The organism is Pedobacter cryoconitis, assembly GCF_014207135.1.
Classification (GTDB): domain Bacteria; phylum Bacteroidota; class Bacteroidia; order Sphingobacteriales; family Sphingobacteriaceae; genus Pedobacter; species Pedobacter cryoconitis_D.
In genome coordinates this window covers 76,034-90,056 of sequence record NZ_JACHCC010000002.1, presented here as the reverse complement: position 1 = coordinate 90,056, position 14,023 = coordinate 76,034, and the positions used below count along the sequence as shown (strand labels likewise).

Sequence of the window (14,023 nt, the reverse complement as noted above, 5' to 3'; positions counted from 1 at the left end):
TATGTTGTATTTAACAGGTATTATTATTACTTTTTTCCTCGCTGTAATTCTTATAGGTAAAAAGAACAAAAGTGATGCTGATCATATCTTAGCCATCTGGCTGGTATGCCTGGGATTACATCTAACCTTATTTTATCTGATATTCACCGGGAAATACATCGGCTTTCCTTACCTTTTAGGTATTGAAATTCCGATGCCTTTGGTGCATGGTCCTTTATTATACCTGTACGTTTCTTCCTTAACCCATCAAACAGCATATAAACCACATAGGCTGATCCATTTTTTACCCGCTCTGATTACCTATCTTGTTTTAACCCCTTTCTATATCCTGCCAATTGCACAGAAAATCTTAGTCTATCAAAATAACGGTCTGGATTTTGAAATGCTTTTATCCCCGATCAGAATTATCACCATGATTTCTGGCGTTGTATACACGGTTCTTTCGCTTATTAAAGTATACCGGCACAAAAAAAATATTGCAAATAAGTTTTCGAACACAGAAAAAATCAATTTATCATGGCTGCTCTATCTTATTATGGGAATAGCTTTCATATGGCTTGTTGTCATCTTTGGTATAGATGAATATATCTTTGCTACAGTTGTCTTATTTGTATTCTTCATCGGGTATTTCGGAATTAAACAGGTAGGTATTTTCACAAGCAGGCAGGAAGACATCCTGATAGCACCGTTGATAACGACAGAGAAAAATAAATACGCTAAATCAGGACTAACGGAAGATTCAATCAATGACATATACCATGAGCTTTCTGCTTTAATGCAAAAAGAAAAGCTCTATACTGATCCCGAAATCACTTTATTGCAACTCTCAAAAGAACTGGATATTCATCCTAACTATCTTTCCCAGGTCATTAACACTATAGAACAAAAAAATTTCTATGATTATATCAATATTCAAAGAATTGAAGAATTTAAAAGGATTGCAGATCTTCCAGGTAACAAAAAATTCACATTACTGTCTTTGGCCTATGAATGTGGTTTTAACTCCAAAACCTCATTCAACCGGAATTTTAAAAAACAGACAGGCATCTCCCCTTCTGAATATTTAGAACAAAAACGAAGTCCTGATTAAGGACCATCTTACAGGTTGGGGCGATCAGCGCGATTTTTCAGGTCAATTTCGTATTAGATTCTAAAAACAGATTTAATATGAAATCAATTCAGACAATGAAAGTAGTTGCTTTAGCAATACTCGCTTTAACAGCCTCGTGTAGTAAAAAAGATGTTCTCCCAGAACCACAATGTGCCATTGGGGCGAATAATCATCCCAATAGCAGTAAATACCAGCGTATAATCGATAAGTTCATGCAGGCTGGCGCATCCGGAGTTAGTGTAACGGTTATTTCACCTGAAGGTACATGGAGTGGTTGTGGCGGTAAGGCAGATATACAAAAAAACATCGATTTAACGCCTTGTCATACCTTACGCATTGGTAGTATTTCAAAGGTTTTCACTGCAGCAACGATTATGAAATTACAGGAAGAGGGCATCTTAAATATTAAAGATAAAATCAACAAATATATTCCCAGAAGCATTACTGATCAAATTGCAAATGCAAATGACGTAACCATAGAACAATGTCTGAACCATACTTCCGGTGTTACAGATTATTTGAATGCGACCACTATACAGGCTATAATTCAACACCTGATAGTTAAAAACTCAGCCGGAGATAATCTGAAACTGATTTATGGTAAAAAGGAGGACTTCCCTCCCGGACAAGGTATGATATATTCTAATTCCAACTACCTGCTCATGTCAGAAGTTATCCATTACGCTACCGGAAAAGGTGCCTTTGATGTTGTCAGGGAGAAAGTGATTGCCCCATTGCAGCTTCAGAATACTTTTGCCAGCACCATAACCCCAGCAACACTAACCAGAGGTTATTATGATATAAATAACGATGGTGTCATGAAGGATCTTACAGATATAGATAACGCTGCCGTGGGGGGAGCAGATGAATTAGACGGAGGGCTTATTTCCAACTCATATGATGTATCCAGATTTCTGGAAGCTCTGTTAACGGGAAAACTAATTTCACCGGCTTCACTAGCACAAATGGAAACGTTTATTGATATCGATCCGATTAATTTACCTGATGACTTAAAATATTATAAGCAATATGGCCTCGGCTTAATGAAAGCAGAAACAGATCACGGAACGGTTATTGGACATGATGGCCATGTATATTGTTTCATTGGAAAAACATTCTATTTCCCGGTGCAGAAAATAACCCTGACCATATTGCTAAACGGTTATTCGCAAAAGGTACAAGCCGTCCTGGATGCAAAGGATACTTTTAACTACGTATTTTAAGATGTATCACAGATTACCGGTGTTTTAAGGAATTTATATTACGCTTAGCCCCATCCTAATTAATTTATTTTTATTAATTTAAATTCGGGAATAGCGTGATTATAAAAATATGGAACATTTGTACTACATACCATCGGGTAAAATACCGGTAAAAGGTTTGATTATTTCTTTACTGTCAGCAGTTGTTCTGACCCTGATCCTGAGCATTCTCTACATTGCCTTACAATGGTTTATACCATTTATCTATTTCAACTTTTTCATTACACTTGGGTTAGGAATTGGCGTAGCACTTTCTCAGCATATTGCGTTAAGCACGGGTAAGATCAGAAACATTAAGTACGGTTATTTACTGTCCATACTATGTGGTTTACTAGCCTGTTATGCACAATGGGCCTTATTCATTTCGCTTTTAAATGAAGCTGATGGTAGCTTAGGCGGAATATGGGTCAGATCTTCTTTTAATCTCAACGGATTCTGGATGGTTTTTACCCATCCTCAATTGCTTTTCCAATCTTTAATCCCTTTAAATAAGGCGGGAACTTTTATGCTGAAGCACAATACGGTGTCTGGTGGTTTATTATGGTTTATATGGGCCGTTGAAGCGCTTATTATTATTGGATTACCTATTCTGCTGTCAGGTGTAGGAAAAGCGTCTATGCCTTTTTCTGAGCTGAATAATAGCTGGATGGAAGAACGCGAACTGGATGGTAAATTAAAACCAGTAGTCAATAAGGAAGAGCTAATAGCTGAACTGGGTAGAGGTAATTTTAAAATCCTCAAAGACTTTCTGCCTGCACAAAATGCCGATGATAATTATGCGACGGTCCGTATCTATGAATCCCCAAATGACCCGGAGAGGTACCTTACAATTACAAATATCAACCATACAATCAATAAAAAAGGAGAATCCAAAAAGACTGAGCAGACTATTCTGGAGTATTTCAGAATCACAGATCCTCGCTTTTGATTAGTTATTACTGGTTGTATCCTAATCAATTATAAAATCAGGAAACTATTGTAGTACAATAAATTAAATAATTTCATATTTTGCGATTTATTGTTAATTAATAAATTAAAAGCATACACTCAATCAATGAAATCTGATTTTTTTAAGGAACACGATTATTTTATAGATGAAAAGGTAAACTTCTTCAAATTTGGAAACGTTTACAGCATTTTTAATGAAACTGGCGAGAATATAGGTGCTATTAAACAGCAATTAAGCTTCGGACAAAAGATTCTGCGTCTCCTGGTAGGTAAACCTGTACTCCCTTTTAAGCTTGATATCATCAACCCGGATAATGAAGTACAGGCTTCGATTTCAAGAGGCTGGACTTTTTTCATGTCTAAGATTGTAGTAAGTGATAGTTATGGAAGTGAAATCGCTACAATCAAACAGAAGTTCAAACTCTTTAAACCAACATTTAAAATTGAAGATCCTTCAGGTACGCTGATCGCTGAAATCAGCGGTGACTGGAAAGCCTGGAGTTTTGTTATAAAAGATAACAATCAGGCTCAGATTGGTACTATCAATAAAAAGTGGGCAGGTGCAGTCAAAGAGATCTTTACTACAGCGGATAAATATAATGTACATATTGATCCGACCTACAAGGAAGAAAAACATAGAGTGGCCATACTTTCAGCGGCGATTACCATAGATATGGTATTAAAAAATCAGAAGTAATATAAACTCATCATGATCCTTCCCTGTCTATTCAATTAGACAGGGATTTTTTTTATCTTTAATTACATAATTAACGCTATATGTCTTCTTCCGTCAGAATATTATTATTAGTGGTCCTGCTCTCTGCCTGTCGCTCCACGCAGAAACTGTATGATAAAGGTCAATATGACAAAGCTTATTATTCTGCTGTCTCTGACCTTAAAAAGAACCCTTCCAATGAAAGTGCCTTGCGTCTCCTACCTGATTCCTACAAAGAAGCCTCGGCAAGATATGAACAGGACATTGCAATGGCAAAAGGAAGCAGGGACAGAAAAATTGATAACCTGGGAATTATATATGATTCCTATCAGTCTCTGCAAAAGCTATACGATACCTTTATTAATTCTGCTATTCAATCAAACTCCTTTAGTCCGAGAAATTATAGCTCAGAACTGGAAACAGCTGCTCAGCATGCTGCTTCGGCACAATATAACAGAGGTTTGGCTTTATTAAACCATAATGATCGTATAAGTGCAAGAAAGGCGTATGATTGTCTGAGCAAAGCAGATAGTTATGTACCCGGTTATAAAGATGTGATTATCAAAAAGCAGCAGGCATATGATGCTGCCATTACCAATATAGTAGTCAATAAAACTGAGCAACGTTTTGGTTATTATTCTATCAATGGCAGCTTCTTTGAAAGTGATATTCTATGGAACCTGAACTCCATTGGTAGCGGGGGATTTTATAAGTTTTATAGTATAAACGACGGACAGTCAAGAGATATCAGAGTAGACGAATATATTGATCTCAATATGTATGATATCTGGTTCAGTAATCTTGCAACCAACCAATATTCGTATGATGTATCCAAACAGATACAGGCAAGAAGTGATAAAATGGCAAATAGCTCCGGCACAATTACTGTTTCGGCCACAGTTACTGTTACCCGGAGAGTGATCAATTCAAAAGCTGTCCTGGACTATAGAATTACTGACGCTGCATCTGGAAGAATCATCACTTCAGACCGTATCCCGGCCCAATATACCTGGGAGAGCCTTACAGGCAAATATACCGGAGATCCAAGAGCTTTAAGCGCTAAAGACAATGCCATTATCAATGGAAGTTATAATAGCAGACCAGGTTATGATGAATTATACAGAGAATTAAGCCGACAGATCTTAACTCAGTTTAACTTTCGGATGAGAGATATTTATCGGTAAATTACAAATTCCCCGATACGGTATGTATCGGGGAATTTGTAATTTATATTATTTGCTACCACCCTGGATTCTGTTTCAGATTAGGATTTAAGGTCAGCTCCTGTGTAGGCAATGGATTCAGGTATAATTTATCATTCCATGTTCTTGTAATACCCGGGTAGATTAGTATATAGTTATTTCCATCAACCACAATACTATTTACCTGACTTGCGGGATACTGTGCTTTCAGTGCCGGTGTAAGCTTCATACCTAGTATGGTTTCCGGATTATTGATTAAAGTTCCGGCGTGCCACCTGTGCATGTCATCAAAACGGAAACCTTCAGCACCCAGTTCTATCCTCCTTTCTCTTCTGATTTCATCTATCAATACAGGAAGCCCGGGGAAATTGGATTTAGGATCCTTAATCAGGCTGGTTATAACCATATGAGGCATTCCTACCCTATCTCTTAATTTATTAATGGTAATATCCACAGTTGCCTGTGTACAGGTTCCTAATTCTGCTTTAGCTTCTGCCGAAATCAGTAACTGTTCTGCATACCGGAAAATAAAGAAATCGAAAGTTGACTGATTGGCATTCCAGGCAGCCATGCTTGATGATCGGCCTTTAATAGGCTGATAACCTGTTGAAGTAACGGATGTACCTATCCTTGGCAAAGTAATCAAGTCGCCTGCAAGGAAATCGAATCCTCTTGTAGCTACTTGCTGTGCATAACGTGGATCACGGTTAGCCGACTCATTTTCTGGTGTATCATCTCCTTTATACAACGGACTTAATGACGTAGGCAATCCATCAGTACATAAAAATGAACGGACAAAATCTTTCGAATAACCGTCTCCTGCTTCACCTAACGATCTGTCTATATTATTCATTAAAACATTGGTCAGATAACGCATAGGCATGATCGCCTCTGGATTACCTTTCAACTCATCCTGTATAAACAAATTATAATAATCTGCTTGTGGTTTCCCAGTACTATAAAGACTAAACAAACCGGAGTTGATAATCTGATCTGAAGCATCCGATGCGGCTTGTAAAAATGGTGCAGAATCTCCCACGCCAAAATACTTTCTGTAAGTACCTTCCCATAAACAGATTCTTGCTTTCAACGCCAGCGCAGCATATTTATTTAAGCGCCCGTCCGGAGCGCTTACCGGCAAATGATCTACAGCAAAGTTCAGATCCTTTAAAACAGAATCCATTACTTGTTTATGTGGCATTCTGCTACCGTACAAAAGACTTTTATCCGTATCTGTAATATATACATTAATATAAGGCACATCGCCAAAGGTTTTCACTTTTCCCCAAAAATCATTTGCTCTGAAAAACAGGGTCTCCCCTACATAGATGTTTTTGGTGTTGTTGTCAATATTAGCTCTGGAATAATTGGCCAGGAAGAAATTACAAGATCTGATAAAAGTAAAGTCCCATCCGCCACCAGTATTGGGCACTGTAGAAGTGCCTGCCAGAAAATTGTTAATGTTCACATTAGCCTTATCATCAGATTGGTAATCCGCTCCATAAAAATTCTGTATCGGTAATTGCGAATAATACTGGTTGCAATACAATTGGAGATCACTTTCATTTTTAAAGAAATTCTGCGGACTGATATCGCTCAATGGTGCACGATTAAGAAAACTATCTTTTTTACAGGAGGCGAAAGCTACTGCAGCAAAAATTAACAGGTATATAGTATGTTTGTTTTTCATTTTTCTACAGATTAAAGATTATAAAGTAGCTTGTAAACCAAAAGAAACTGATTTGTTAACAGGATAAATTCTAAAATTCCCATTGGGCATAGTTGCAATTTCAGGGTCATACCCTTTAAAGAGAGAGGTAATAGTAAACAGGTTAGCACCAGTTACATATACTCTTACTTTTTGCATTTTAAGCTTATTAATCAATTGTTTAGGGAGTGAATATCCAAGCGTTAATTGTTTAATTCTGGCGTAAGCGGCATTTTGCAAATACTTTGTTTGCGTTTGCTGATTACCCCCGCCAAATCTTGGTCTTGCGAAATAGGCATTTGGATTGTCTGGTGTCCAATAATCTTTTGCCTGTTGATAAGGGATATCATACTCACTACCATGGAACGAATAAAGCACATTATCATTAGGCGCGAAATCTGCTTTTAATACACCTTGAACAAAAGCAGCAAAATCAAAATCTTTGTAGGCAAGATTTAGGTTAAACCCAAATTTATAACGAGGAGTAGTATTACCAATAATCCTTTTATCACCCGGGTCGGCCAGTGTATTGTTACCATAACCAATTTTTCCATCATGATTCAAATCCGCATACTTAACATCGCCAGCCAACCATTTATAACCTGCAATTGCAGAATTATCAACGCTGGCTGCCTCAGCATCAGTTTTATAATAACCTAATGTCTGATATCCCCATATGGAACCTAATTTTTCTCCTTTATAATAATCGTTCAGACTATAAGTAGAGTTGATGTCATATTTGGTAATGGTACTGTAAGCATCAGACAAACCCAAGGTTATGTTATAAAACAGTTTATTATCCAGCATATGGTCTTTCCAGCCAATGCTAAACTCCCATCCTTTGGTACGCAGATTAGCCTGGTTCAGTAACGGAGCTGAAGTACCCAATACTGCGGGTAATTGCTGACCTGCCACGAGCATATCTTTTGTATCAGTAATAAAATAATCAAAGCTACCACTCAATCTATTATTAAGCAAAGCATAATCAAGTCCTATGTTCTTGGTTTGCACTTTCTCCCAGGTAAGTGTATTACTGATTAAGCCTGGGGTGTTAACAATAATACCAGGTTGATTATTGAATAAGTAATTTACAGTACCTGTACCTTGTGTGGCTATATAAGGATATTGTGCGCTTGCTGATATCGCATCTGGAGTCGTTTGCTGATTAACCAGTTGCCCATATGATGCCCTTAGTTTTAATTCATTAACTGTGTTTTTTAGTCCCTGCATAAATGATTCTTCAGTGATATTCCAACCTGCTGATACAGATGGTGAGAACGCATAGCGATGATTGCCCGGAAACCGCGATGTGCCATCATATCTACCATTTACCTCTAGTAAATATCTTTTATCATAAATGTAATTTAATCTGAAGAATGTACCTACTAAAGCAGATTCTGTTTCAACTCCTCCAACTACTGGCTTAGGATCATTGTTTGTTCCTATAGCCGGCAAAGTTGGATCAATCAGATCTTTTGCCATGGAGTTACTCAGCTGGTAATGCTGATATTCCTGATTATAACCCACCAAAGCTTTGAAATAATGTTTTTCCTTGAATGTATTCTCATAAGTAGCATAAATATTCAGGGCATTGTAATTGTTATTTCTTCTGTTCTCTAGAACTCTTGAAGGGTTGGTCCACGGGAATACATCCAGAAAAGTTCCTCCTACCCCATATTCGTTAAAAGGGAGCAGGTTTGCTTTGTCAAATTCTGAAAGGGCATTCCAGGTATAATCTGAAGTAATGGTTAAGTGATCGACAGGTTTGATAATGACACGGCCAGTTGTCCAGAAGTCATTCTTGTAATCTATATCGCGACCCGACTGATTAATAATGGCAACAGGATTAGTATAACTACCTTGTCCTGAATAATTACCATCCGGGTTATATACTGGCATTATGGGTCGCAAATCACCAGGTATAAATGCACCACCCTGGTTTATATAAGTTGGCGCAGCCTGATTGTTATCGGTATGTGTCATAGACATATTCAGATTGAAAGTAAGCCACGAGGTTACATCAGTATTCACCTTCAAACTTGGTGTATATCGCTTGTATACCTGTTTGGCAACCTTCTCTAAACCATCCTGAGCAAAATAACCCATACTTGCATAATAGGTGGTTTTCCCTTCACCACCTGAAATGGATAAATCATGCTGCTGCTGGGGTGCCCAACCTGGATAGAGTACTTTAATCCAGTCTGTATTACCTACGTATCTGTATAATTTTGGATTACCAGGATCAGGGTATGCAGTTGGATTATGAACAGGATCTCTGAAATAGGCTTCTGCCATGGTAGAGTCCTGAGCGGTGAAAGGGTTGGTAGAAACATTTCCTCCACTCAATGAGCCTGTTCGCTGCGCACTGTTAAAGATTTTAATATAATCTACCGAGTTCATGTAAGAAGGCATGATGGTGGGTCTTGAGGTAGTGTATGAACCCGAGTAGCTGACCTGAGTAACTCCTTTCTTACCTGTTTTAGTGGTGATTAAAATAACCCCGTAGGCGGCCCTGCTACCATAAATAGCAGAAGACGCCGCGTCTTTTAATACCGTTACATTAGCTACATCATTTGGGTCAATCAGGTTAGGATCGCGTTGTACACCATCAACCAATACGAGAGGACTTGAGCTGCTATTTGAACCAATAGTGGTATAACCCCTGATATTAAAGGTAGCACTAGTACCTGGCTGTCCATTATTGATATTAACATTTAAATTAGGAATAAGCCCATTTAATCCGTCTCCAAGATTAACCAGCGGGCGACCTTCCAGCTTTTCGCTGCCTACTGTAGCAATAGCACCGGTTAGATTAATCTTTTTCTGTGTACCGTATCCAACGACTACAACTTCGCTCAGTTTACTTTCGTCAGCTTCGAGCTTAACCTGCATCTCAGTCCCCGGCGTTACAGTAAGCTCTTTGGTTACAAATCCTATAGAAGAAAATACGAGAACTGAGTTTTTATCTGGCACAGTAATCTTAAATTTCCCTTTATTATCTGTGATGACAATAGCCTTACCGTCTTTCACTTTAACAGTTACGCCTGGCAAAGGCTTATTATTACTATCGTTAATCTGCCCTGTTACGGTGATCGCATTCACTGCAGGATTAACCTGTACAATTCTCTTTTCCTGTATAACAACTGTTTTGCCAACGATTTTATAAATAAGAGGCAGATTTTTAAAACATTCTTTTAATGCTTCATCTAATGAAGCATTTTTTACTTGTACGCTGATCGTTTTATCACGGATGTCTTTGGAATCATAAAAAAACACGTAACCAGTCTGCTTATTGATGAGCTGAAAAACTTTTTTTACTGTTGTTTTTTCTTCATTCAGGCTGATCGTTTGACTAAATCCTTTAGCACTTGCCTGTACAAGGGTGATGAGGAGTAACAGGGTGGTTAATTTCATACACAGAATTAGTTTTTGGGGCAGCTGCATATTACATGCAGCCAGAAAGAAAGCATTTATTTTCATAATTTTGCTTGGTATTGGGTTAATACTTGGTTAGGTCATAATCTTGTTTTTTCCGGTTTAACCGGAAGGGTTAACTCTGATACTCCTGCGCAGGAGTGCTCCAACACTTCTGCGCTTTTTTCTTCATTAGCCTGCTGCCTGGTTTAATGGTGTAGTTTTTTCTTCATTTTTTCTTTGTTTATTTTAAATAATAAGTTAGTTGACTGCATCAGGGTATTACTATTATTGTTCTTCCCCTAGTTTTGAAATGAATCTGTTTAAAACTTAGAATGTCCTGTAACTGAGCAGCATTAATGCTTTTTGAGATCTCACCGGTAAACTCCCTTTGGGGAATTTTACCTTCATATTTTATATCTACATCGTACCAGCGTGCGATCTGGCGCATTACAGTTTCAGTACTGGCGTCTTTAAAACTGAAAAATCCACTTTTCCATGCAGTTTCTTCTTCTACATCTACAGTCGCTTTCTGGAGATCGCCATTATTTAGCCGTGCTTGTTCACCTGGCTTAAGGATGGTATTTGCATATTTTGATATTATTTTGACACTCCCCACCAACAAAGTGGTTTTAACTGCATCCTCATCATTGTAGGCATTGATATTAAAATGAGTCCCCAGTACTTCGACAGTCTGTTCTCCGGAAACCACCCGAAAAGGCTTGTTTTTATGATGAGCTACTTCAAAATAAGCCTCTCCACTAAGTTCGACCCGACGTTCAACACCATTAAATGCAACAGGATATTTAATAGACGAAGCTGCATTGAGCCACACCTTGGTCCCATCCGATAAAATCAGCTGATAATTACCCCCCCTGGGTGTAGTAACGGTATTCTGCAACTGTTGTTCTTTACCGGTAAGATCTGGTGCACCAGCATAAGAGATCTGTCCATCTGTAGTTTTATCAATTTTCTGTGTCCCCTGGCTGGCCAGAGTACCATTCCTGGCCCCATCTAATGTTATTGTCTGGCCATCAGCTAAAGTTAATACCGCTTTAGTCCCACCCGGCAAAAGATCTGCTGGATTTGTTTTGAGGGTTGCCTGTAAATGTTTTTCGGGTTTATTCAAAAACAGATAACCAGTTCCTGCTGCCAGGATAAAAGCAATAGAAGCAGCAATTCCTATTAAAGGAAGGAACTTTCTTCTTTTCTTTTTCTGAATTCCATCAATTAAACTGGCAAGACTCTTTTTCTGAGCAACTTCTATCTTTTGATAAGCTATTTCAGCGTGCTCATCCTGATAGGTTAAATACCAGGTTTCTACCAGGGTCTTTTCCTCTTCAGTGACTTCACCAGTGTGATACCTTGCCAACAAATCCTGAGCGTCTTTCAGTTGCATAATAATAGTATTGGTTTACACTTATTACACACCATAACAACTTATCACGGTCCAGGGAGTAGAAAAAAAATGAGATAATCAGAAAAAAAGCATAAAATGATAGACGCCCAGTTTTACACGCAGTATTTTCAGGGAGTTATTGACTTGTTTTTTAACCGTCAGCGTGCTTATTGCTAGCTTTTCCGCAATTTCCTGGTGCGATAACTGCTCATTCCGACTCATCTCAAATATCAGACGCATTTGAGGGGGCAGCATGGCAATTTCAGCTTCCACAATGGCAACTAATTGTTTTAATCTTATTTCTTCATCAGCTGCAGGCGCTTTATTTTCAGCAAACTTCTGAAAAGAGGAAATGTAGTCCATCTTAACCCTGCTATGTTTGAAGAAATTCAGAACCCTGTTTCTTACTGCAGTATAAAGATAAGCTGGAAGATTTGGGTTTAAATTATTGAATGTTCTATTATTCCATATACATGTAAAAAGTTCCTGCAGAATATCCTGGACTTCTTCGTGATCTGGTAATCTTCTGTAGGCATGACTATATAAAATCCCATAATATCTATTGTGAATCTCTGTAAAAGCGTTCAGGTCTCCCCCTTTAAGCAGGATTGTTAATTCAACATCACTGTATGAATGATACATGGTCATAAAAAACAGATTAGGTGATAATAGCATTTAGTCAAACCAAAATATACATTTACACAATCCGTAATGACTCTGATTGATATTTGGTTACCTAAAATAAAACAATAACTTGCACCATAAATTTTATATTATTGGCCAAGTATTAAATGATATTGTCCACTGATAGCATTTTTAGCAAAAGAATTATGACAGGAATTATCCATCCAGAGACATTTTTACTAACCAGTATCTTATTAAATTTAACCCCTGGAAACGACACCATATTTATTTTGTCCAGAAGTATCGGGCAAGGCAGAAAGGCAGGTATTATCTCTGCATTTGGAATTGGCACAGGGAGTATTGTTCATACTACTCTGGCTGCATTTGGTCTGTCTATAATTATTGCGAAATCGATACTCCTGTTCAGTATTATCAAGTATGCCGGGGCAATCTATCTGCTTTATATTGGATATAAAATGCTTACAGATAAAAGCCAGTTAAATATGGACAAAGTAGCTGATAAGCAATCCATAAATTATCTTAAAATTTACAGAGATGGAATTATTACCAATGTGTTGAATCCAAAAGTTGCTTTATTTTTCATCGCATTCCTTCCTCAGTTTATTGATCCAACTTTAAAAGACACAGTTTTGCCATTCCTTACATTGGGAGCCTCATTCATTATAACCGGAACAATATGGTGCTTGATGTTATCAATTTTCGCAACTGCGATTTTTGCCAAATTAAAAGGTAATAAAAAAGTGTCAACCTATATCAACAGAATCTGCGGATTAACCTTAATCGGCCTTGGGATCAAAGTTGCTTTAACCAACAAAAATTAGTTCAAACCGTTATAGAATTGAAATAACGCCACCAGGCCCTCATCTGTTTTCAGGTCAGTTTTGTTTTTCTCTATAAATTCATTTACAGCGGCTATTTTATCACTGAATAAAGCAGTAAGACCTTTCCTGGACGTATTTAGTTTTTCCAGATTTTCGCCCTTGCCGGTATAGTAAATAATTTCAGATATAAATGTTTTTGTCTGTTTCTTGGTATACCAGTCCTCTGCACTAACTAATTTGGCCTGATATTGTTTTAACAACCCAACCTTTCCAGTGGCAAGTGTTTGAAAAAAGCTATCCTTTTTACCTAGTCTTTTTTTGACAAATACATGACTCTTGCCTATACTGTCATTGGCTGTAAAAGACTTTACAGAATCCTGTATCAGGTAAACTTTGTCGTTATATAAATATTCTATATTTTGAACATAAATATCATATCTTAACTGAGGAATTTTCAACTCTTTTGAGGAATTAGTTGTAATTACGCTGCCTGAAAAGGAATCATTGAAATAAGGAGTACCTAAAATGGCATTATTTTTCATTTGCTGAAGAGTTTTTCCTGATCCTCCTACCTGAAGAGTCTGCGAAAACACATTTGTACTCAAAAAAACAATGCACAAGGCATAGAAAATGGCATTTTTCATATTTTATTTGGTTTAGGGTTGATATTTTAAATGTATAACTTAATGAATATATGAATTTAGCGCGAATAACTTATTTAAATGCATCTGGAACACATAAGATCTTATGTATTTTGTGTAACAAATAATTACAATATTATATCATTAGGGTAATTAT

General features: G+C 37.4%; 11 protein-coding genes. 6 read left to right on the top strand and 5 right to left on the bottom strand.

Annotated elements, in window-relative coordinates:
* Position 1 precedes the first annotated feature (1 nt).
* The 5 genes from HDF25_RS03390 (at position 2) to HDF25_RS03370 (ending at position 5,220) form a co-directional block, all read left to right on the top strand.
* The gene (locus HDF25_RS03390; RefSeq protein WP_184622793.1) at positions 2 to 1,090 is read left to right on the top strand and encodes a helix-turn-helix domain-containing protein; all 1,089 of its coding nucleotides are present in this window, start codon (positions 2 to 4) and stop codon (positions 1,088 to 1,090) included.
* A gap of 77 nt (positions 1,091 to 1,167) precedes the next feature.
* Complete coding sequence (locus tag HDF25_RS03385) at positions 1,168 to 2,334, top strand: serine hydrolase domain-containing protein (RefSeq protein WP_184622791.1); 1,167 nt, start codon at positions 1,168 to 1,170, stop codon at positions 2,332 to 2,334.
* A 109-nt stretch (positions 2,335 to 2,443) separates the two neighbouring features.
* Entirely contained in the window at positions 2,444 to 3,301 is an 858-nt protein-coding gene (locus tag HDF25_RS03380; RefSeq protein WP_184622789.1) for a hypothetical protein, read from the top strand.
* Positions 3,302 to 3,427: 126 nt separating this feature from the next.
* Positions 3,428 to 4,018, top strand: a complete 591-nt coding sequence (locus tag HDF25_RS03375; protein WP_184622787.1) for an LURP-one-related/scramblase family protein — start codon at positions 3,428 to 3,430, stop codon at positions 4,016 to 4,018.
* Positions 4,019 to 4,098: 80 nt separating this feature from the next.
* Positions 4,099 to 5,220 carry a hypothetical protein gene (locus HDF25_RS03370; protein ID WP_184622785.1) on the top strand — a complete coding sequence of 374 codons (1,122 nt, stop codon included), beginning with the start codon at positions 4,099 to 4,101 and terminating at the stop codon, positions 5,218 to 5,220.
* 55 nt (positions 5,221 to 5,275) lie between these two features.
* Here the strand turns inward: HDF25_RS03370 and HDF25_RS03365 are convergent, their stop codons facing one another.
* The 4 genes from HDF25_RS03365 to HDF25_RS03350 all read right to left on the bottom strand — a co-directional run bounded on the left by HDF25_RS03365 (position 5,276) and on the right by HDF25_RS03350 (position 12,401).
* On the bottom strand, positions 5,276 to 6,928 hold the full coding sequence (locus HDF25_RS03365; protein WP_184622783.1) for a RagB/SusD family nutrient uptake outer membrane protein: 1,653 nt from the start codon (positions 6,926 to 6,928) through the stop codon (positions 5,276 to 5,278).
* 18 nt (positions 6,929 to 6,946) lie between these two features.
* On the bottom strand, positions 6,947 to 10,360 hold the full coding sequence (locus HDF25_RS03360; RefSeq protein WP_184622781.1) for a TonB-dependent receptor: 3,414 nt from the start codon (positions 10,358 to 10,360) through the stop codon (positions 6,947 to 6,949).
* Between the two features lie 274 nt (positions 10,361 to 10,634).
* Complete coding sequence (locus tag HDF25_RS03355) at positions 10,635 to 11,759, bottom strand: FecR family protein (protein ID WP_184622779.1); 1,125 nt, start codon at positions 11,757 to 11,759, stop codon at positions 10,635 to 10,637.
* Between the two features lie 78 nt (positions 11,760 to 11,837).
* The gene (locus HDF25_RS03350) at positions 11,838 to 12,401 is read right to left on the bottom strand and encodes an RNA polymerase sigma-70 factor (RefSeq protein ID WP_260409312.1); all 564 of its coding nucleotides are present in this window, start codon (positions 12,399 to 12,401) and stop codon (positions 11,838 to 11,840) included.
* A 188-nt stretch (positions 12,402 to 12,589) separates the two neighbouring features.
* Between HDF25_RS03350 and HDF25_RS03345 the strand changes: the two genes are divergently transcribed.
* Positions 12,590 to 13,225: a LysE family translocator gene (locus tag HDF25_RS03345; protein WP_184622775.1), complete on the top strand. Its 636-nt coding sequence runs from the start codon at positions 12,590 to 12,592 to the stop codon at positions 13,223 to 13,225.
* Here the strand turns inward: HDF25_RS03345 and HDF25_RS03340 are convergent.
* Positions 13,222 to 13,869: a hypothetical protein gene (locus tag HDF25_RS03340; protein ID WP_184622774.1), complete on the bottom strand. Its 648-nt coding sequence runs from the start codon at positions 13,867 to 13,869 to the stop codon at positions 13,222 to 13,224. The genes HDF25_RS03345 and HDF25_RS03340 overlap by 4 nt on opposite strands.
* Positions 13,870 to 14,023: the final 154 nt, after the last annotated feature.

Excerpts from the sequence above, each read along its gene's own strand:
- HDF25_RS03390 (WP_184622793.1), top strand. The coding sequence starts at position 2 with ATGTTGTATTTAACAGGTATTATTATTACTTTTTTCCTCGCTGTAATT.
- HDF25_RS03385 (WP_184622791.1), top strand. The coding sequence starts at position 1,168 with ATGAAATCAATTCAGACAATGAAAGTAGTTGCTTTAGCAATACTCGCT.
- HDF25_RS03380 (WP_184622789.1), top strand. The coding sequence starts at position 2,444 with ATGGAACATTTGTACTACATACCATCGGGTAAAATACCGGTAAAAGGT.
- HDF25_RS03375 (WP_184622787.1), top strand. The coding sequence starts at position 3,428 with ATGAAATCTGATTTTTTTAAGGAACACGATTATTTTATAGATGAAAAG.
- HDF25_RS03370 (WP_184622785.1), top strand. The coding sequence starts at position 4,099 with ATGTCTTCTTCCGTCAGAATATTATTATTAGTGGTCCTGCTCTCTGCC.
- HDF25_RS03365 (WP_184622783.1), bottom strand. The coding sequence starts at position 6,928 with ATGAAAAACAAACATACTATATACCTGTTAATTTTTGCTGCAGTAGCT.
- HDF25_RS03360 (WP_184622781.1), bottom strand. The coding sequence starts at position 10,360 with ATGAAATTAACCACCCTGTTACTCCTCATCACCCTTGTACAGGCAAGT.
- HDF25_RS03355 (WP_184622779.1), bottom strand. The coding sequence starts at position 11,759 with ATGCAACTGAAAGACGCTCAGGATTTGTTGGCAAGGTATCACACTGGT.
- HDF25_RS03350 (WP_260409312.1), bottom strand. The coding sequence starts at position 12,401 with ATGTATCATTCATACAGTGATGTTGAATTAACAATCCTGCTTAAAGGG.
- HDF25_RS03345 (WP_184622775.1), top strand. The coding sequence starts at position 12,590 with ATGACAGGAATTATCCATCCAGAGACATTTTTACTAACCAGTATCTTA.
- HDF25_RS03340 (WP_184622774.1), bottom strand. The coding sequence starts at position 13,869 with ATGAAAAATGCCATTTTCTATGCCTTGTGCATTGTTTTTTTGAGTACA.